The sequence below is a fragment of the Lactobacillus sp. OTU4228 genome (genome assembly GCF_001006945.1).
Taxonomy (GTDB): domain Bacteria; phylum Bacillota; class Bacilli; order Lactobacillales; family Lactobacillaceae; genus Lactobacillus; species Lactobacillus amylovorus.
Window position 1 is genome coordinate 99,698 of record NZ_CDLD01000034.1, and the last position, 20,380, is coordinate 120,077.

Consider the following 20,380-nt stretch of genomic DNA (forward strand, 5'->3'; position numbering starts at 1 on the left):
CCTACTTTGCATCGTACCAATTGTGGCCCCAACCAGAATCAGCGATTAATGGCACATCAAGCTTAACTGCTGATTGCATTACTTCGGGCACGATCTTCTTGATTGTTTCCAGTTCGTCTTTTGGCACATCAAAAATCAATTCGTCGTGCACCTGAACAACCATCTTGGTCTTAAGGTGCAATTCATCAAGCTTCTTTTGCATGTTGATCATAGCAATCTTGATGATATCGGCAGCTGAGCCTTGGATTGGTGAGTTGATTGCGGTTCTTTCAGCGAAGGCACGCACAGTGTACTTCTTAGCGTGAATATCTGGCAAGTATCTGCGACGGTGCATAATTGTTTCGGCATAGCCTTTGTCACGCGCTTCTTGCACAGCCTTATCCATGTAATCCTTGATTTGAGGATATTGTTCGAAGTAGTTGTCGATAAATTCTTGAGCACGTTTTCTAGAAATGCCTAAGTTCTTGGATAAACCGTAATCGGAAATACCATAAACGATACCGAAGTTAACAGCCTTAGCGTGACGACGCATCAGTGGCGTTACTTGATCAGGTGAATCCAAGTGGAAAATCTTCATCGCGGTATGTGAGTGAATATCATAACCGGTCTTGAAGGCTTCTTGCATGTTTTGATCACCAGAAACATGAGCTAAAACACGAAGTTCAACTTGTGAGTAGTCGCAAGAGAAAATGTAGCCGTCTGGTTCACTTGGCACGAAAGCTTTTCTGATTTGCTTTCCTTCTTCGGTACGGGTAGGGATATTTTGCAAGTTAGGATCCACACTGGAAAGACGACCAGTGGCAGTCAAAGTCTGCAAGTAACGTGTGTGCACGCGGCCATCTGGTTGAATGACGTCAAGCAGACCCTTTACATAGGTAGATTGAATCTTGGCAATTTGACGATAGTCCAAAATTTCGCTAACGATTGGGCTTTGCGTCTTCAATTGATCAAGTACTTCAACTGAAGTTGAATAACCAGTCTTGGTCTTCTTGATGACTGGCAAACCAAGCTTTTCAAACAAAATGTGACCTAATTGCTTTGGTGAGTTCAAGTTGAACTTTTCACCGGCTTGGCCATAAATCTTGTCTTCGAGTTCCTTCAATTTAACGGCAAATTCATTTTGCAGTTGAATTAAAGTACTTGCTTCGACCTTCATCCCATTCATTTCCATTCTGGCTAAAACGCGCGCGGTTGGGATTTCGATCGTATCAAACAAGGCATCTTGTTCGTGGTCTTTGAGCTTTTCAAGCAGAGTCTTCTTGAGTGATTCAATGGCGTTGACCTTGGAAGCTAAGTGGTTGAATAATTCATCATCGTCATCAGGGATGTGTTCACTCTTACCTTTGCCATAAACTTCGAGGTCAGTCTTAACGGAGTAATCACCATAAAGGTGAGCAATTTCACCAAGGTCGTTAGAGTTATTTTCATTATTGATCAAATAGGATGCCAAAAGCATGTCGTAATCAAGGCCGTGAGTGTGAATGCCTAAACGATGGGCCCCAACCATGGTCCGCTTTAAGTCAAAGACGTTCTTCTTGATCTTTTCGTCTTCTAAGAGGTGCTTGAGGTTATCTTCTTCAAGCAATTCAACGTCTCTTGAAACGTAGATCTTGTCGTTAATCTTCAAGCTGAAGCCAACAAAAGGAGCTAGGTGATAGTTGGCACCAAGCATTTCCAAGTAAAATTCAATGGTATCATCTTCAGTAGCATTAACATCCTTAACGTTGTCGTCGTTTAAAACGATGTATTCTACTTTTTCAACTTCAGTACTATCTTGACCAGCACCTGAAGCATTTAGGTCAGCTAAGAACTTGCGGAAGTTCATCTTTTCATAGAATTGACGCAGCTTTTCATAATCAACTGGCTGACGTTTTATATCATCAATATCCAGAGTTATCGGTGAATCACGGTCAATAGTTGCTAACTTTTTAGCTAAAAATGCTTTGTCCTTATCGTTGATCAAGTTTTCTTTCAGCTTGGACTTCTTCATTTCGTCGATATGATCGTAAATCCCTTCAACGGAACCGTATTTTTGAATCAAACGTGATGCAGTCTTAGGACCAACTTTAGTTACACCAGGGTAATTATCGGAATTATCCCCCATCAAAGCCTTCATATCAATGAATTCAGTTGGAGTGACGCCGTTAATTTCCTTCATATGTTCAGGTGTGTAGGCTTCAAGTTGAGAAACTCCTGATTTGGTTACTTCAACAGTAGTGCTTGGAGAAGCTAGTTGAGTCAAGTCACGGTCACCAGTCACGACAGTAGTAGTAAAGCCGTTCTTCTCACCTTTATCGACAAAAGTACCAATAATGTCATCTGCTTCGTAATTCTTCAATTCATAAGTTTTAATACCCAAGTCATGAAGCATTTCTTGAATATAAGGCATTTGCTCGAGAAGCTCTTCTGGAGTTTTCATACGTCCGCCTTTATATTCTCCATACATGTTTGTTCTAAAAGTGACTTTTCCTGCATCAAAAGCTACCAAAATATGGGTTGGCTCAACGTCCTTCAAAAGGACATCAAGCATATTCTTAAAAGCATAAATGGCATTAGTGTGCAGGCCCTCTGGACTCTTGAAAGATTCTAGTTGACGATAAAGAGCGTAAAAGGCTCTGAAAGCTACAGAGTTACCATCGATTAGAAGTAATTTTTTATCTGCCATTTTATTCCCCCTTTATAAAAATTGTTCTCTATACTTACTTATCTATTTTACCAGTTTCAAGGGTAATCTTTTAATAGGAAGTTTAATCGAAAAGAAAAAAGCTCCACTTTTATGGAGCCTTTAAATATTAACCTTTCTGATTAGCCTACAATTAGCTTTAAAAGGAATAACAGAAAGCATATATTGATTTCAATCCACGCACTCATATAAATGCGACCATAATTTTAAAAATTGTTTTAACAACAATCTTAAAATTAGGTTCTTAATTATTATATCAGATCAAATATAAACTTTTAGCTTAAAATTTAGTTGACGTTATAGTTCTATCAGAAATTTTACTAAAGTCTTTTTTTATTTCTAGCATTAAGTCTTTTCTTTTTTGAGAATTCTCAGTGGCAAAACCCAATGTAGATCTTTTCATAATATCACGTAATAAACTTTTCACCTCAACTGAAAGCATAGTTTTATTTTCAATTAAGTATTTATACATATTTACTATATCGGATAATGCTTGATCACTTATTTCACTATTCTTCAACTCTCCCAGAATTATATCTAACTTAGATAATTCATCATACAAAAAAGCATCTTCTAGTTTTTCACTATTTAAAATCTCACTTATAGTAATGAAAATTTTTATTTCGTTATTATATCCTTTCTTAAAACGTGAATCCTGTAGTAAATTCTTAACATTATAAGTCACATAATAAGATTGTTTATCTGTATTTCTAAATAATGTTCTTTTAATAGCCTTAAATCCGACCGTTAAGGTATCTATATTTTTTATTTCATCGGGATCAGTAACGATAATTGGTAAATTAAACTTAGTATATGAATTAGCTTTAAATACTCCATATTGTTCTGTATACGCAAAAAAGGACGATTTCCACTAAGGAATCGCCTTTTTTATTGTAAATATATTTATTTGTAATTCTCTTGAGTTAGATAAAAAATTGACGTCGTGAAGACTTTAAGCCATTGTTTGCTATATTTACATTCCTCTTAGATTAGATAAAAAAGCAGCTTTTGCAAACGGCCTGTTTTTATCAGGATTTATTTACATTTTTCACGAGTTAAATGAAGATTTTAAACAAAACATTTGTTTTCTACTCATAAAATTATATCAAAAGATATCAACTAAGAATAGTAGTTACAAGTAGAAATTTATCAATCTTATTTTTGATGTTTTTTATTAAAGTCTCTAATAAATTGTTTCAACTCATCATCAGGTTTAAACTCACAACGCTTTATCTCACTACTAAACAAAAATTCATTAAATGGTGGAAGGCCCCAACGTGGATTACTGTATAAGATTGCTTCAATCTTAGCAACAATGCCTATCGGTATAAATATGGTAACCATATTACTGCTTCTTAGATGTCCTGTTTTATAATCCGTGTCATACCACATTAAAGTTAGGCTGTTTCCTTCTCCAGTATGATAAGGCTCATCTGCAAAGCCTTCGTAGACTTTACCATCATTCGTAGTAATTCTAGCTTTTTGACCTAGAATACTATATTTGTGTTGTGTAATTTCATCTGAATCTATAAATCGAGATTCGACTACTTTGCCACTTAATCTATATCTAGTGAATATCGGCATGGTACTATTTCTCTATTGCTAAAGGAGGCAACTGATTAATTAAATCAACTGTCTGAACAGATACATTAATAATTCGCAATAATAAATTAAAAATATATTTAGGATCATCACTATACTCATTAGGATCATCCACAATACCCGATTTTTTATCCGCTTTTATTCTATATTGATCAATAATCCATCCAATTGCTGATTTGCCATTTACTATGTATTGATATGCTTTCTTAGGGATATCAGATATAGTAATATCATTATTAAAAATAATAACTGATCTATCTTTGAATTTCTTATCAATTCTCATCTTAGTTACTTTATAATCATTGCCTGTTTTAGCGATTGTCACTTTATCATAAACAGGAACTTTTTCATAATTTAGATGAAGATTGATTAACTTTTTTCCAATTTTTATATATTCTTCTTTGGGTATTACATTAGGAATTCTTGCTAAATCCTTCTTTAAATCATTAGCATAGTACTTTTGATAATCAGGCGAATTCAATAATGCATAGATAAAAGGAAAAATATCTTCTTTTTTGATTTTATATTTCTGAGCAAACAATTCATTTACATTATCTTTATTCGGAATTAATTCGGTGGAAACTTGATTATTATACCTAATAAAGCCTTGTCCATTCATCTCTAGTTGGATATCAGGATATATATTTGTTATAAAGGCTGAAAAAGGTCGGTTTATACTTCTACCTGTAGTATAAATTGCACAATTACTATTTCCCCATTTTTCATAATACTGACCAGGCATTTCAACAACAGCTTTATCATACATGAGCCATTTTTTAACAAATGGTCTATACATTTCAAGCCTTATGTTCTGAGAATTAAAGCTTAATTTTTCTCCTTTTTTAAATTTATTGTCTAGCCCTCTTGTCCACTTTATTTTAGATGGATCTCGCATATCAGACTTTTTCCCTTTACCACCATTTTTCTTTAGTTCCACATTATAGTTATTAATTAATTTCTGAGTATTAGCTAAAACAGCTTTTTTTGAAAAACCTGATACCCAAATATCTCTGTTAGTACTTATACCAACTGCATTAGATAAAAATGGGGAATCTTTTTCTCCAGCAATACATGGATAGTTTTGATAATTAGGATCCCTTAAATTAATCCAATCGTTATATTGATCAGGCTTTAAAACCCCCCAGTCCATCTTACCTATGGAACCGTTCTTTTTAATAATACTTAATTTTTCTTTTCTAGATAAATAATCTCCGATATCCCAGTACAAAAGTTCATGCTTATTAGAATTGTCCTTAATAAGAATACTTATTGCTATAGGTGCTCTACTACCGGAACCAAATATTTTTCCGCCTTCTTTACGTGATTCCTCCCCTTGAGTACGTTGATTACCACGTAAATTATAAATATATAGATGATTGAACTCTTTATATAATGATGCTCTTAATCCATCAGTACTATTACTGTCTAAATAGCTTCCATTAGTAACAAAGCCAATTACACCTTGTTTTCCGATTCTATCACTTGCCCATCTAAAAGCTTTAATATAGCTATCATATGAACTTTTACTTAAATTAGATGTACTTTCCGCCACATATGTCTTTTCAATTTGCTCTTCTAATTTAGGATAATGAATATTCTGATTATTATCATTAGCATTCTTTTGTCCAACTGAATAAGGTGGATTAGAAATAATAGCAGTAATAGGAACTTCTTGTTGCTTCTTTAATCTTTCATTATTTGTTCCAAACATATCATCATCAAGAGTATCCTGACGTTCTGTACTTTCAAAAGTATCAGTTAGAACGATTCCTTCAAATGGTTTATATCCACGATCAGGTCCATTAACTTCATCAAACACTGCTTCGATATTAATAGCAGCAATATAGTAACTTAAAAGTACAATCTCATTTGCATGTAATTCATGCATGTACTTACTTAAAATATCATCATAAGTAATTTTACCTTCATCCATTTGCTGCTTTAAATAATATAGAGTCCGAGTAATAAATGTACCTGTACCAGTAAATGGATCAAGAATATGCACATTCTTACTTGCTAATGACTTATCAAAATATTTATTTAAAGCCCAATCAACAGAATGGATAATAAAATCTACTACTTCAACTGGAGTAAACACAATCCCCATTGATTCAGTTACTCGTGGAAATGCCGTCTTAAAGAAATTATTGTACAACTGGATAATAAATGTCTGTTTACCTTGAATATTATCGATACCAGAAGCACGTAATTTAACGGAATCATAGAATGGTTTTAGTTGTTTCTGTTCCTTTGCAAAGCCAAAGACTTTAAAAGCAGAAATAATATCATTCATAGACTTAGAAACAGCATTATTTCTTACAAAGTCATAATCACTAAATAGAGCATTAAATACAGGCTCTGTAATTAAGTGTTGAGCAAGCATTTCTACTGCTTGTTCTTGATAAATTGAGTCATTAATGTTGTAACGCAATGATTTAAGGAATTTATCAAATGCTAACTTTGCACCTTGATTACTATCAATCAAATCATTAATTCTACGGACGTACATTTTAGCAATGTCAGCTACATCTTTGGACCAGTCTTCAAGATATCTTCTATCACCAACGTGTTGTACTACTTTGCCATAAAATGCATTACGCATTTCTTTCCAATGCAATGGAAGTTCTAGCTGTTCTGCTCCATGTTCTTCTTTTTTATAAGCATCTTCTGGAACAGGCTCTTTTGGACTACCATCTACACCAATAATGTCAACTCGATCTGATTTCTTTTTATTTAAATCAAGTGTATTAACCTCTGCGTCAAAACGTTCATCAGTTGAACGTAAAGCATTAAGTACCTGCCATACTTGTTTATATTTTTTATCATTGTCTAAAGCAACATTAGGATCTACACCATCAGCTACTACAATTGGCAGAATAATATAGCCGTATTCCTTATTTTCTGCTCTACGCATGATACGACCAACGGCTTGAACAATATCAACTTGTGATTTTTTAGGACTGAAGAAAATAATTGCATCCAAATTTGGCACATCAATACCTTCAGTTAAGAAACGTACATTTGACAAAATACGAGCATGATTGTCTTCAATATCATCGTTCCCTAACCAATCAATTTCATTTTCCTTCTCCAGTGCATTAAGACCACCATCAACGTGATGCACATCAACATGATAACTGTTCTCAGATATACTATTATCATCTGTATCTGAGTCTAGATAGTCATTAACTACTTGATTAAATTCATTAGAAATTATTTTTGAATGCTTAATAGTATCAGTAAATGCAATGGCACGTTTCATTGGTGCACCATCAATTTCCCCAGTAATACCATCGCGCTTAACCATGGCATTCCAAACACCAATGATTTTACCAATATCATCCACTTTTAACTGATTATCAGCTGACATGATTTTTTGCATGTCTTTGTTAATGTAAGATTCACTAACAGCTAAAACAGAAACTTTATAGTCGGTCAAATAGCCTTGAGCTACTGCATCCCCAAAGCCTAATCTAAAAATTTCATCCCCATAAATAGATTTATCATCCATTGAAGAAACAACGATACTGTTTTCTTTTGCCTTTTTCTTAGCATTTTGATCATAAATCTTAGGAGTAGCTGTTTGATATAATCTCAACTTACCTTTTACATTAGTATTTGAGTGAACTTCAGTAAAAGTAGTGTCTCCTTCTTTTTCAGCGATCGCACCAGTAGTTCTATGAGCTTCATCCGCAATAATTAAGTCAAATTCAGGATAACCATCTTTTTGAGCTTGCTTAATTACATCAATAGATTGGTAAGTAGAAAATACTACTCGCATATCATTAGGTAAATTATGTTCTTCAATTAACTTGTAGTGATCTACTAAATCTTGAACATTAGTAGTAGGTTCGAACCCTATCTCTCTTGCACCTAAATCATCATCATTCTTATCTTTTTGTTTATTAGCCTTAGTATCTGAAACAACAGAAAGCGAAGTCATGTGAATATCATCAGAAATATCCGAGTTCCAACTAAATAGAGTCTGTGATAATAATTGAATACTTGGAACAAGATATAATACATTAAATTGCTTCTTCTTTTGATCGCGCATTAAAGCTTCAGCAATCTTCAAACTAGTAAAGGTTTTACCTGTTCCGGGTGCCATGATTAACTTTCCACGATCATATTCTTTAAAGTACTTCAAAGAATTATTAATTGCTGTTTCTTGATATGGTCTTAATTTCTTAGGTTTCTTTTTAGAAAGATTAGTATTTTCCTTAGCAAACGAAAACTTTTGCCAATCAAAATCAGCATGACGTAGTTGGCTTAAACCAATAACAGTAAATGGTTTAGTTGTATCATCTAAAGTTTTTCTAGCATTTCTATTCCAGTCATCAGTTGATGAGACTAGCATACCAGCAGAGTAAACTTTCTTACCAGTTTCCGCAACGAAAGAATCAATACCAGCTTTACTTACTTTTCCTTTATAGAATTTAGCTTGAACTGCAGTAAGATTACCATCATAATCTTTAGCTACAATATCAACACCTGTATCTTTTTTAGAAATGTGATACTCAGCTGGAACTTCATTAAGCATCCAAACATCTTGGAATTTTTGCTTATAAGCTGGTTCATTCTTAAGATAAGCTACTACCATCTTTTCAAAGGCAGTACCTCGATCACGTTCTTTTGTCAGATTATCATTTACCTGTTTAACTAGTTCATCAAATGTTGCCATAATTTAAGTCTCCATATCCAAATATAAGTTAATTATACATTATGAATATTACGAATCTATGGATATCGTTTACACGAGAATCAAAATTCATATTAAAAAAGACACTTATCAAGTGTCTTTTGATTAATAACCCTAATTTATACGAAAGAACAATATCATTAGCCTAATTTGCTATTACTTTTAAGATGTTGGCTTACTACCATGGCATTATGTTTTTCTATCAAAAATTGTTCCGCTATAATTTTTGAATCGTTCCACAACTTATCATCACTTTCTCGATTATTATTAATCTTTCGAGATAATTTTGTTATGTCACCATCACTAGGAGTATATTTTTGATTTAATTCATTTTGTAAATTTTTATTTTTCTTCAGGATACTCAACTCAGTACTATTTTCAAATACAACTAGATTCTTTTTAATTTGATCATAGCCTTCCCAATTATGAGTTGCTTTATTTGGAAAACTAATACATTTGATCATCTCATTAACCAAATAGCGTAAGGAATCTTTGACATAGTAATAAAAGAAATTATCATTGCCTATATTACCGGTTTTAGGATCACAGGCAATAAACCTTCCACCATCCATCACAGTTGCTACATACTCCTTAATAACTATCCCTCTATACTTTAGCTGAATGCACCTATAATCTACTTGAACATTCATTAATGTTTGAGTCCAAGAAACGAAATGGGCTCTATACTCTTCCCGCTTATCTTTTGCTTCCTCTACCACAAAATCTGGATTCATTTGATAAATATATTTGGGTCTGTCCTCCGTTTCCGTATAAAACCAATTATTAGTTTCTTTTAGGCAATGCTTAAAACGATCAAAGATATTAAGATCCAATCCTAATCGTTTCTTCCACAACAATTCCATTTGTGCATCATTTGTTGAACTATCAATAGGTGTATTAGAATCGTTAATTCTAGAATAAATTAGTCCCTGCTTAATTTTTTGCTTTCTCTTCTTTGTACCATCTTCATTTCTAACAAATTTTCCATTCTTATCTAAGATGGGTTCACCTTCGAGGTCTTCATTCAAATATATTGGTACATTATTTTCATTAAAAATAATAATGACATCGATTTTCACATTTTTCCCTTCAGTAGGACTATACACTGTGTATCTTTTTACATCAGTCAATGGATAAAAATTCTGTGCAAAGGGTTTATTTCTTAAAAAATCCTGCAAATTTTGTCTATTCATTCGTCCTGTATTACTTTTTACGCCAACAATATCTCCGGTATCATCATCAACTCCAATAATAATATAGCAATCATCATGATGTGGCGTATTCACCATATTTATAATGTCTAAAAGTAAATTATTACGATCATTCTTCTTATACCATTGGAGTTTAAAATCCCAATGATCATTTTCTTCAGGTGCCATACTAATAATTTTTTCTAATGCTTCTTGACTTAATACCAACGTGATTCCTCCTAACTAAATAGATTACAAAAAAGACGGCTACACAGCCGTCTTTCTATTCTTTATTAAAACAACCTCCACTTACGTGGAGAAAATCTATCATCGATCCTATCGCTATGACCAAGTGTTCGTATTAATTATACCAATTTAAGCCAAAACAAAAAAGCCCTAACTGGGACTTTCTTTAAACATCTAATCTCTCAAAGCACGATTGCCAATATCATGGCGGTAGAAGCAATCTGGCAGATCAAGCTTACTCAAATAAGAATACACATTATCCTGCGCCTGGACTAGATTGTCGGCTTCCGAAATCACCATGAACAGGCGGCCGCCATCACCTATCAGATTATCCAAATTACCTTTCACGTTGGCATAATCGATATAAGTATTAGTGCCGTGAGGCAACTTGCCGATCTTCACATTAGGTGCCGGATGCGTTGGATAGCCTTTGCTGCAAACAACCACGCCTAAGATAGAGCTATCGTTTTCTTCAATTTCAGGCAGCTTTTCATGATTTACCGCTGCATCGATCACTTCTGCAAAATCATTTTTAATTCGAGGTAAGACAACTTGAGTTTCAGGGTCACCCAAGCGAACGTTATATTCAATGACCTTTGGACCATTCTCCGTCATCATTAAACCGATGTACAAAATACCGCAATAATGATAGTTTCCTTGAACCAATCCATTCATAGTTGGCTTCACGATCTCGTCGATCATTCTTTGACGATCTTCTTTTTTCAGTTGTGGCAAAGGAGAATATGATCCCATACCGCCGGTATTTGGACCCTTGTCGCCATCGCCAACTCGCTTATGGTCTTGCGCCATTGGCAAAATGGTGAACTGATCTTCAGAAACAACCACAAACATTGAATATTCCGGACCAACTAGACATTCTTCAAGGACCACAGCAGTTTGGCCACCAGCAAACATTTCTCTGATCGTTTCTTCAGCGACGTCTTGGTTCTGAGCAATGGTTACACCTTTACCACCAGCTAAACCATCTTCTTTGATCACCACTGGATAATCGAAGTTCTTCAAACCTGCAATACAAGTTTCAGCACTGGCATAAGTTTCATAGCGAGCCGTTGGAATATTGTATTTGCTCATGAAGCGCAATGCATAATCTTTTGAACCTTCTAGTTGTGCTGCTCTTTGGTTAGGACCAAAAATCTTTTGCCCAGCTTCATTAAACTTGTCAGTAATGCCAGCACAAAGGACATTTTCTGGACCAACAAATGTCCAATCGACCTTTTTATTTTTAGCGAATTCCAACAAGCCATCAAGATCAGTTTCTTCAATTGGCACGGTCTCGACACCGATCGTCTGCATCCCCACATTGCCCGGCGCACAATACACAGTCTTCACATGTGGGCTCTCCTTCAGCTTTTTCGCCACGGCAAACTCGCGTCCACCCGAACCAACAACCAATAAAACTAAATCATCTTTCATCGTTTTCACCAATTAGTGTCTAAAGTGACGGTAACCTGTAAATACCATTGCAACGCCGTACTTGTCTGCCATCTCGATTGAGTCTTTGTCGCGAATGGAGCCACCAGGTTGAACGATCGCCTTAATGCCATGCTTTGCCGCATATTCCACACAATCATTGAATGGGAAGAAGGCATCTGATGCAAGGACTGCGCGGTCATCAATGGCATCCCCAGCATGTTTAATCGCAATTTTAGCGGAATCAATTCTGTTAGGTTGACCTGCGCCTACGCCAAGAGTTCTTTCATCGTTTGCAACCACAATCGCATTAGACTTGGTATGTTTTACTGCCTTTAAGGCAAACATCATGGTCTTGAGTTGGGCTGCAGTAGGCTCAGCCTTAGTTACAACCTTCCAGTCATCGGTGTTTTCAATCAAAGTATCTTGTTCTTGTTGCAAAATACCGCCCATAACTGAAACGACTTCTGGACGAGTCTTCTCATTTTCCTTACTAAAGTCTAATTCAAGCAATCTGACATTCTTTTTCTTTTCCAAAACTGCAAGTGCATCGTCGTCAAAGCCCGGTGCAATGATGATTTCCAAGAAAATCTTGTGCATCTTTTCAGCAGTAGCTAAATCGACTTTTCTGTTTAAAGCGATTACCCCACCAAAAATTGAAACTGAGTCAGCTTCATATGCTCTGTCCCAAGCTTCTTCAAGACTGTCACCGCGGCCGATGCCACATGGGTTCATGTGCTTCATTGCAACAACAGTTGGTTCATCTTGGAATTCACGAATGCAGCGGAGTGCTTCATCAGCATCCTTGATGTTGTTGTAAGAAAGCTTCTTGCCATGCAATTGATGTGCTTGCAAAATCGAGAAACTCTTTGGAATCGCATCTTCGTAAAGCCACGCCTTTTGGTGTGAATTTTCACCATAGCGCATCTTTTCCTTCAGATCATAAGTCAAAGTCAGTTTTTCGGGATCTTCAAGACCAACTTGCTTAGTTAAGTAATTGGCAATAATTGCATCATAAGCGGCAGTTGCTCTAAACACCTTAGCTGCTAATTTTGCTCTCGTTTCAAGCGTGGTGTTGCCCTTTTCTTCGATTTCCTTCAACACTAAATCGTAGTCAGCTTTATCGGTTACAACAGTAACATCTTGATAGTTCTTTGAAGCGGCACGTAAAAGGCTTGGTCCACCGATATCAATATTTTCGATTGCTTCTTCTCTAGTAACATCTGCCTTTTCGATCGTTTGTTTAAATGGATAAAGGTTGACGCAAACTAGATCAATTGGCTGAATGTTTAATTTTTTCAAAGTTGCCATGTGTTCAGGATCGTCTCTTTTAGCAAGAAGTCCGCCGTGAATATATGGGTTCAAAGTCTTTACCCGACCGTCCAAAATCTCAGGGAAATTAGTAACTTCTTCAACGCTGATTGTCTTGATACCAGCTTCATCTAAAGTCTTCTTGGTACCACCGGTAGAAACAATTTCATAGCCATTTTCGGTTAAGCCTTTGGCAAAATCTACCAAGTTGGTCTTATCACTAACGCTGATTAATGCACGTTTCATTTTTAGTTTTCTTCCTTTTCCATTCTTTGACTTAATACTTTTCTTAACGTAGCTGGGAATAATTTGTGTTCTGTCTCATGGACCCTTGCTTCGAGCGTATCAACCGTATCATCTGGATAAATTGGTACTGCCTGTTGAGCAATGATTGGTCCGTGATCTAAATGGGCATCAATAAAGTGGACTGTGACGCCAGTTTCTTTTATCTTGCCTTTTTTATAATCATCAAAAGCTCTTTCGATTGAATTAAGGCCCGGATATTTAGGCAATAGTGCCGGATGCAAGTTGATGATTGAATTTGGATATTCGTTTAAAATCGTGGGACCAACCACTCTGAGATACCCTGACAAAACAATGAAATCAATTTGATAATCTTGCAAAACTTTTAGCAGACGCTTTTCATAGGCATCTTTGCCACCGCATTCTTTAACGGAAAAAGTTTCGTATGGCACGCCTAATCTTTCAGCTCTCTTAATTACCGGAGCATTCGGATGATTGCAAAACATTAAAGCTTCAATTCCAGGAATCTCGCCAGCTTGAAACTGTTTAGTTAAAGCTTCAAAGTTGGTTCCATTCCCAGAAGCTAAAATAGCAACTCTCATTTTTCTCCTCTATTTGATTACGATCTTTTCTTCCCCTTCGGGGCGTGCAACTAATTGACCAATTTCGTAGAATTTTTCATTCTCGCGATTTAGTTGTTCTTTGACTGCAGCAATGTTTTCTACTGGAACGGCTAAAACTAAACCAACGCCCATATTGAAAGTGTTGTAGCAATCTCGTTCATCTAAATCGCCTAGTTTTTTCAGATAATCAAAAATTGGTAAAACAGGCCACGAACCTTTATTAACCACTGCTTGCAAGTCATTGCCATAAATTCGAGGCAGGTTTTCGATAAAGCCGCCACCAGTAATATGGGCAATGCCGTGAACTAAATGCTTTTTTACTAGTGGCAAAACTGCTTTGACATAGATTCTGGTTGGCGTAAGGAGTGTTTCGCCTACGGTTTTGCCCGCTAATTCTGCTGGTTTGTCGCTTAATGAAACGTCGTGATCTTTGAACAAAATTTTTCTAATTAAACTGAAGCCGTTTGAATGAACGCCACTTGATGGCAAGGCAATTAAATGATCGCCTGCTTTGGCTAAAGAACTTGATAATATGTCCTCTTTTTCAGCGATCCCTGTTGAAAAACCGGCTAAATCGTATTCATGCGGTTCATACATGTCAGGCATTTCGGCAGTTTCACCACCAATTAAGGCAGATTCACTTTGCTTGCATCCCTCAGCCACGCCTTTAACCACATCAGCTAGTTTTTCAGGATCGTTATGTCCGCATGCAATGTAATCTAAGAAAAATAAAGGTTCAGCGCCTTGGGCTAAGACATCGTTAACACACATAGCCACGCAGTCGATACCGACTGTGTCGTTTTTATGCATCTTTTGCGCAATCATCAACTTAGTACCAACGCCATCGGTGCCTGAAACGAGGACTGGATGCTTATAATCTAATTCTTCTAAGTCGAACATCCCGCCAAAACTGCCGATGCCGCCCATCACGCCTTTACGCTTGGTTGCAGCTACCATCGGCTTAATTCGATTGACTAAATCGTAACCAGCAGTGACGTCAACACCTGCTTCTTTATAACGATTCATTTTATAAATCCTTTCTTTGTCGCCGTTCTTGAGCATTGAGAGAAGCTAAATAGCCAGCTTCGTAGTCATCCAATTTTGTTGGATATTTGCCATTAAAGTAAGCAACTGTCAGACCCGATGAGTCTCCTCGATCAGGCACATCGATTGCTTTGATCAGGCTATCAACGCTTAAAAAGCCAAGGCTATCAGCACCGATAATTTTCCGCATCTCTTCTACTGAATAATGAGCTGCCATTAATTCGGCTCTAGTTGAAATATCAATGCCGTAAAAACATGGAAATCTAAATGGAGGACTAGCGATTCTAAGGTGTACTTCTTTAGCACCAGCTTCTTTTAACATTTTGACAATTTGCTTAGAGGTGGTGCCTCTTACGATCGAATCATCAATAACAGCGATCTTTTTACCGGCAACGACACCACGAACAGCTGACAGTTTTAACTTAACACTCTTTTCACGCAAGGCTTGAGTTGGCTGAATGAAGGTTCTGGCAACGTATTGGTTTTTAACCAGACCCATTTCATAAGGCAACCCCAATTCTTCGGCGTAACCAGAGGCAGCTGACAAAGATGAGTTTGGTACGCCAATTACCATGTCGACATCGGCTGGAGCCTCACGAGCTAGCAGCCGCCCCATTCTTTTTCTAGCATTATGAACAGTCACACCATGTATGATTGAATCAGGACGAGCAAAATAGATGTATTCCATTGAGCAGATTGCTAAATGCGTATTTTTAGTAAAATGATCAATTTTCATCCCATCTCGATCAATGATGATTAATTCACCAGGCTGCACATCACGAACGAACTTGGCACCGATGATGTCAAGTGAACAAGTTTCGCTAGAAACAACGTAGGCGCCATTGTCCAATTTACCAATACATAAGGGACGAATCCCATTAGGATCAAGTGCCGCAATCATGCGATCTTTTTGCAAAAGCAGGAAGGCAAAACCACCGTGAACTTCATTCAGGCTTTGCTTTAAAGCTGAAATAAAGCCATCTTTGATATGATTACGAATCAAGTGAATCAAGATTTCGGTATCAGATGAGGATTGAAAAATCGCACCTTGTTTTTCGAGCTTGTTTCGTAAAGACACGGCATTAACTAAATTGCCATTGTGGGCTAAAGCAACATCACCGTCTAGAAAATGAAAGAGAAATGGTTGTACGTTTTGAATCGAATTACGACCCGTTGTACTGTAGCGAACGTGACCAATGGCACTGTCGCCGACCAATTTTTTTAAATCATTCGGATCAGCAAAAGCATCGGATAAAAGGCCACGATCGCGGTGTTGATACAAATGCTCACCATCGCTTGAGACGATGCCGGCCCCTTCTTGTCCGCGGTGTTGCAGGTTATGCAAACCCAGATATGTTAATTGACTAGCATCAGGAGCGCCGAAAACACCGAAGACGCCACATTCCTCATTTAGGCTTTTGATTTCATTAAACAAGGGATGCACTCCTTCCAAATCTTTTGCAATTCAGCTACATCTTCATTTACTTGATCGTTGGCCAGCGAAATGTTCAATTGCTGATCAGCAGTAACTTGACCAATTTCACTAACGGAATCGCCCATTTCTTGTTCAAATTTTGCCGCATTTGCAGGATCAACTGAAACGATCAAGCGACCTGGAGTCTCACTGAAAAGCAGATTTTTATCAAAATCAAGCTTTACCTTTGCACCAAAGTCTGTATCAAAAAGTGTTTCAGCTAAGGAAACGCCTAAGCCACCTTCGCTTAGATCGTGGGCACTTTTGACTAAGCCGTTAGCCATTAATGCTTGCAATTTGTAAAGATATTGCTTTATCTCTGGCAAGTTTGGCGCATGTGGCAATCCGCTAATTTCACCAGTGATCATCTTTTGCAATTCTGAGCCGGCAAAATCATCGTCTGTTTTACCAACGAGATAAATCTTGTCGCCTGCTTTTTGCATGTGCATTGGAATGACGTGATCATAATCCTTGATTAAACCAACCATTCCAATCATTGGTGATGGATAAATTGCCTTGCCATTATTTTCGTTATAAAGAGAGACATTTCCTGAAACAACCGGTGTTTCTAAGATTTCACATGCATCGGCAATCCCTTGACAAGATTGATGCAATTCCCAGAAAATTTCTGGATCATTAGGGTCACCATAGTTAAGACAGTCAGTAATTGCTAAAGGTTGGGCACCACTAGCCACGATATTTGTTGCACTTTCAAGGACAGTTCTTTGACCACCAACTTTTGGATCAAGATAGACAAAGCGTCCATTAGTATCAGTAGTCATCGCAATTGCCTTCTTAGTATGGCGCACTCGCAAGACGCCGCTATCTGAACCAGGGCCTACAATCGTATCCGTTCGAACCTGTGAATCATATTGTTGCGTTACAAATTGATCGTTAGCAATGGTTGGCTGGTTCAAAAGATCTTTTAAAGTTTGACCGGCACTTTCAATATTTGGTTGCCAATTTTCACTTTGCTCAGCATCAATGATTCTTTGTGGTTTCTTTTCTGCGCTTTTTTCTTCAAGGACTTTTTCAGTTAAAGTTACCACTGGAATATCACATACCACTTGATCATCGTGATGAAGCACGTATCTACCATCATCAGTAATGCGACCAATAGTTACAGCGTCAAGATTAAATTCATCGAAGATCTTTTTAACGTCCTCTTCATGGCCCTTCTTTACACAAAGGAGCATTCTTTCTTGCGATTCACTAAGCATAATCTCGTAAGCAGACATGTTAGGTTCACGTTGAGGTACCAAGTTAAGGTTAAGATCCATCCCGGATTTGCCTTCAGTAGCCATTTCAGCACTTGAAGAAACAATTCCGGCTGCACCCATGTCTTGGATACCAACAAGCCATTCACGGTGATGCAAAATCAATTCCAAGCAAGCTTCCATCAAAAGCTTTTCCATAAATGGATCACCGACTTGAACGGCTGAACGTTGGGTCGCATGTTCTTCAGAGAAGTCAGCTGAAGCAAAAGTAGCACCGTGGATACCGTCACGACCGGTTTTAGCACCAACGTACATTACGGCATTGCCAACACCGGTGGCATCCCCGTGTTCCATATCCTTGATATCCATAATGCCGACATTCATCGCATTTAATAAAATGTTGCCGTTGTAACAAGGATCAAATGTAGTTTCGCCACCTAAGTTAGGAATTCCCATGCAATTGCCGTAGTCGCCGACGCCTTTGATGGTTTCTTCCATCTTGTAGCGCATTGTTGGATTATCTTTTAATTCACCAAAGTGCAAAGAATCAAGGATTGCAACGGGGCGAGCGCCCATACTGAAAACATCTCTTAAAATACCGCCAACACCAGTGGCTGCCCCTTGGTAAGGTTCAACTGTAGTTGGGTGGTTGTGACTTTCAGCCTTAAATACAACTGCTTGACCATCATCAATATCAACTACACCAGCACCTTCACCTGGACCTTGAACAACGCGCTTGCCCTTGGTTGGGAAAAGCTTCAAAACTGGCTTAGATTTTTTGTAAGAACAGTGTTCACTCCACATTGCGGAGAACAAGCCGATTTCTGTGTAGTTGGGCAAGCGATGAAGCAAATGATCGCAAATATAGTCATATTCACGTTCTGATAAACTCCAATCAAGGTAAGGTTTCTTTTCTTTGATTTCTTCTGGTGTCATCGCTTGTTTCATGCTTGAACTCCTGCTTTCAAAAGTGACTTAAATAAAGGCAATCCATCTGTTCCGCCGAGAATTTCTTCAACGGCTCTTTCAGGGTGAGGCATCATGCCCAAGACATTGCCTTCTTTGTTACAGATACCAGCAATATCATGAAGACTACCGTTAGGATTTTCACCATGATATCTAAAGACAACTTGATGATTATTTTCTAATTCTTCAAGCACATCTTCGTCTGCGTAATAGCTGCCTTCACCGTGAGCAATTGGAATACGGATAAGTTCCTTGTCTTTATATTCGGTGGTAAATGGCGTATGTGTATTTTCAACTTCTAGCGTTACGGTTTTGCACACGAATTGAAGACTATCGTTTTTCTTAAGTGCTCCAGGTAGAAGTCCCATTTCTGTTAAAATTTGGAAACCATTGCAGACACCTAATACTAACTTTCCTTCATCTGCCATCTTTTTAACTGCTGGGATGATATTTGAAAAACGAGCGATTGCACCAGTTCTTAAGTAGTCGCCGTAAGAAAAGCCACCTGGTAAAACAACTGCGTCAAAGCCATCTAGGCTTTTTTCTTTGTAAGAAACGTATTCGACATCTGCTTTGCAAACAGTGCGAAAAGCTTCGTACATGTCGATATCGCAGTTAGAACCTGGAAAAACGATTACTGCAATTTTCATGCGTTTTCCTCCAAAACTTTGATCTTGTAAGTTTCCATGTTGAAGTTAACCAATAACGCTTCAGCGATATCCTTCACATCAGCCTTAACTTTATCTAAGTCATCTTCATCAACAGTTACATCGAAGAACTTACCAACAACGATTTTTTTGACTTCGTCATGACCAAGGGAATTAACTGAATCGGTGATTGCAGCTCCTTGTGGATCAAAAACTGAAGGTTTGTAGGTTACGTAAATACGGACAGTAGTCATTTAGATCTCCTTAAGTGCTTCTTGAATGCGGGCTAAGTCTTGTTCATAAACAGTGGTTAAATCGCCGATGTCTCTACGGTAGACATCTTTATCCATATGCTTCTTGGTCTTTTTATCCCAAAGACGGCAGTTATCTGGTGAAAATTCATCTGCAAGGATGATATTTCCATCTGCATCTTTACCAAATTCAAGTTTGAAATCGACTAATTCCATTCCAGCCTTATCAAAAAGCGGAATCAAAAGCTTGTTAACTTGACGAGACAATTCCCAGATCTTCTTTTGCTCTTCAGCGGTCGCAATATGTAATGCAATCGCATCAGATTCGTTCATGATTGGGTCGTCGAGTTCATCACTCTTATAAAAAAGTTCTTCGACTGGCGTATCGAATTTTTCACCTTCGCCCAAGCCATAACGACTTGAGAAATGGCCAGCTGCAATATTTCTAGTAACAACTTCAAGTGGGAACATGTCGCACTTTTTAACTAATTCTTCAGTGTCTGAGATTTTCTTGATGAAATGAGTTGGAACTCCGTTTTTGGACAAGTATTCAAAAATCAAAGTTGAAATTTCGTTGTTTAAATAGGCTTTGTTCTTAAAGTCATCCTTCTTTTCGCCGTTACCGGCAGTTGCCTGGTCTGTATAAACCACACGTAAAACTTCTGGGTCATCTGTAGACCACATTTCCTTAACTTTACCGGTATACAACAACTTTGCCATTTTATTTTTCTCCTTGGTAAAAACACGAATATT

14 protein-coding genes are annotated in these 20,380 nt (G+C 37.3%); all 14 read right to left on the reverse strand.

Going from position 1 to position 20,380, the window contains the following annotated elements:
* Position 1: 1 nt before the first annotated feature.
* Positions 2-2,665: a DNA polymerase I gene (gene polA / locus BN1206_RS07135; RefSeq protein ID WP_052543132.1), complete on the reverse strand. Its 2,664-nt coding sequence runs from the start codon at positions 2,663-2,665 to the stop codon at positions 2-4.
* Positions 2,666-2,963: 298 nt separating this feature from the next.
* Positions 2,964-3,368 carry a hypothetical protein gene (locus tag BN1206_RS07140; protein WP_052543133.1) on the reverse strand — a complete coding sequence of 135 codons (405 nt, stop codon included), beginning with the start codon at positions 3,366-3,368 and terminating at the stop codon, positions 2,964-2,966.
* Between the two features lie 470 nt (positions 3,369-3,838).
* Positions 3,839-4,267: a hypothetical protein gene (locus tag BN1206_RS10145; protein WP_229265619.1), complete on the reverse strand. Its 429-nt coding sequence runs from the start codon at positions 4,265-4,267 to the stop codon at positions 3,839-3,841.
* Between the two features lie 4 nt (positions 4,268-4,271).
* On the reverse strand, positions 4,272-8,966 hold the full coding sequence (locus tag BN1206_RS07150) for a type ISP restriction/modification enzyme (protein ID WP_052543134.1): 4,695 nt from the start codon (positions 8,964-8,966) through the stop codon (positions 4,272-4,274).
* A 158-nt stretch (positions 8,967-9,124) separates the two neighbouring features.
* Positions 9,125-10,402, reverse strand: coding sequence for an AlbA family DNA-binding domain-containing protein (locus tag BN1206_RS07155; RefSeq protein WP_052543135.1), 1,278 nt, complete (start codon positions 10,400-10,402; stop codon positions 9,125-9,127).
* A 192-nt stretch (positions 10,403-10,594) separates the two neighbouring features.
* Complete coding sequence (gene purD / locus BN1206_RS07160; protein ID WP_022087247.1) at positions 10,595-11,854, reverse strand: phosphoribosylamine--glycine ligase; 1,260 nt, start codon at positions 11,852-11,854, stop codon at positions 10,595-10,597.
* A 12-nt stretch (positions 11,855-11,866) separates the two neighbouring features.
* Complete coding sequence (gene purH, locus BN1206_RS07165; RefSeq protein WP_052543136.1) at positions 11,867-13,408, reverse strand: bifunctional phosphoribosylaminoimidazolecarboxamide formyltransferase/IMP cyclohydrolase; 1,542 nt, start codon at positions 13,406-13,408, stop codon at positions 11,867-11,869.
* A gap of 2 nt (positions 13,409-13,410) precedes the next feature.
* Complete coding sequence (gene purN / locus BN1206_RS07170) at positions 13,411-14,007, reverse strand: phosphoribosylglycinamide formyltransferase (RefSeq protein WP_013438441.1); 597 nt, start codon at positions 14,005-14,007, stop codon at positions 13,411-13,413.
* Between the two features lie 9 nt (positions 14,008-14,016).
* Positions 14,017-15,054 carry a phosphoribosylformylglycinamidine cyclo-ligase gene (purM, locus tag BN1206_RS07175; RefSeq protein WP_052543137.1) on the reverse strand — a complete coding sequence of 346 codons (1,038 nt, stop codon included), beginning with the start codon at positions 15,052-15,054 and terminating at the stop codon, positions 14,017-14,019.
* 1 nt (position 15,055) lies between these two features.
* Positions 15,056-16,507, reverse strand: a complete 1,452-nt coding sequence (gene purF, locus BN1206_RS07180) for an amidophosphoribosyltransferase (protein WP_013438443.1) — start codon at positions 16,505-16,507, stop codon at positions 15,056-15,058.
* Positions 16,483-18,711 (reverse strand): phosphoribosylformylglycinamidine synthase subunit PurL, encoded by a 2,229-nt coding sequence (purL, locus tag BN1206_RS07185; protein WP_013438444.1) that lies wholly within the window; start codon positions 18,709-18,711, stop codon positions 16,483-16,485. The genes purF and purL overlap by 25 nt, the downstream gene beginning before the upstream one ends.
* Positions 18,708-19,379: a phosphoribosylformylglycinamidine synthase subunit PurQ gene (gene purQ / locus BN1206_RS07190; protein WP_014566081.1), complete on the reverse strand. Its 672-nt coding sequence runs from the start codon at positions 19,377-19,379 to the stop codon at positions 18,708-18,710. The genes purL and purQ overlap by 4 nt, the downstream gene beginning before the upstream one ends.
* Complete coding sequence (gene purS, locus BN1206_RS07195; protein WP_013438446.1) at positions 19,376-19,630, reverse strand: phosphoribosylformylglycinamidine synthase subunit PurS; 255 nt, start codon at positions 19,628-19,630, stop codon at positions 19,376-19,378. Before purS ends, purQ begins: the two co-directional genes overlap by 4 nt.
* Positions 19,631-20,347: a phosphoribosylaminoimidazolesuccinocarboxamide synthase gene (gene purC / locus BN1206_RS07200; protein ID WP_013642318.1), complete on the reverse strand. Its 717-nt coding sequence runs from the start codon at positions 20,345-20,347 to the stop codon at positions 19,631-19,633. It lies immediately after the preceding gene.
* Positions 20,348-20,380: the final 33 nt, after the last annotated feature.

Bases quoted from the DNA above. Each gene is read 5' to 3' on its own strand.
- polA (WP_052543132.1), bottom strand. From the start codon at position 2,665: ATGGCAGATAAAAAATTACTTCTAATCGATGGTAACTCTGTAGCTTTC.
- BN1206_RS10145 (WP_229265619.1), bottom strand. From the start codon at position 4,267: ATGCCGATATTCACTAGATATAGATTAAGTGGCAAAGTAGTCGAATCT.
- BN1206_RS07150 (WP_052543134.1), bottom strand. From the start codon at position 8,966: ATGGCAACATTTGATGAACTAGTTAAACAGGTAAATGATAATCTGACA.
- purD (WP_022087247.1), bottom strand. From the start codon at position 11,854: ATGAAAGATGATTTAGTTTTATTGGTTGTTGGTTCGGGTGGACGCGAG.
- purH (WP_052543136.1), bottom strand. From the start codon at position 13,408: ATGAAACGTGCATTAATCAGCGTTAGTGATAAGACCAACTTGGTAGAT.
- purN (WP_013438441.1), bottom strand. From the start codon at position 14,007: ATGAGAGTTGCTATTTTAGCTTCTGGGAATGGAACCAACTTTGAAGCT.
- purM (WP_052543137.1), bottom strand. From the start codon at position 15,054: ATGAATCGTTATAAAGAAGCAGGTGTTGACGTCACTGCTGGTTACGAT.
- purL (WP_013438444.1), bottom strand. From the start codon at position 18,711: ATGAAACAAGCGATGACACCAGAAGAAATCAAAGAAAAGAAACCTTAC.
- purQ (WP_014566081.1), bottom strand. From the start codon at position 19,379: ATGAAAATTGCAGTAATCGTTTTTCCAGGTTCTAACTGCGATATCGAC.
- purS (WP_013438446.1), bottom strand. From the start codon at position 19,630: ATGACTACTGTCCGTATTTACGTAACCTACAAACCTTCAGTTTTTGAT.
- purC (WP_013642318.1), bottom strand. From the start codon at position 20,347: ATGGCAAAGTTGTTGTATACCGGTAAAGTTAAGGAAATGTGGTCTACA.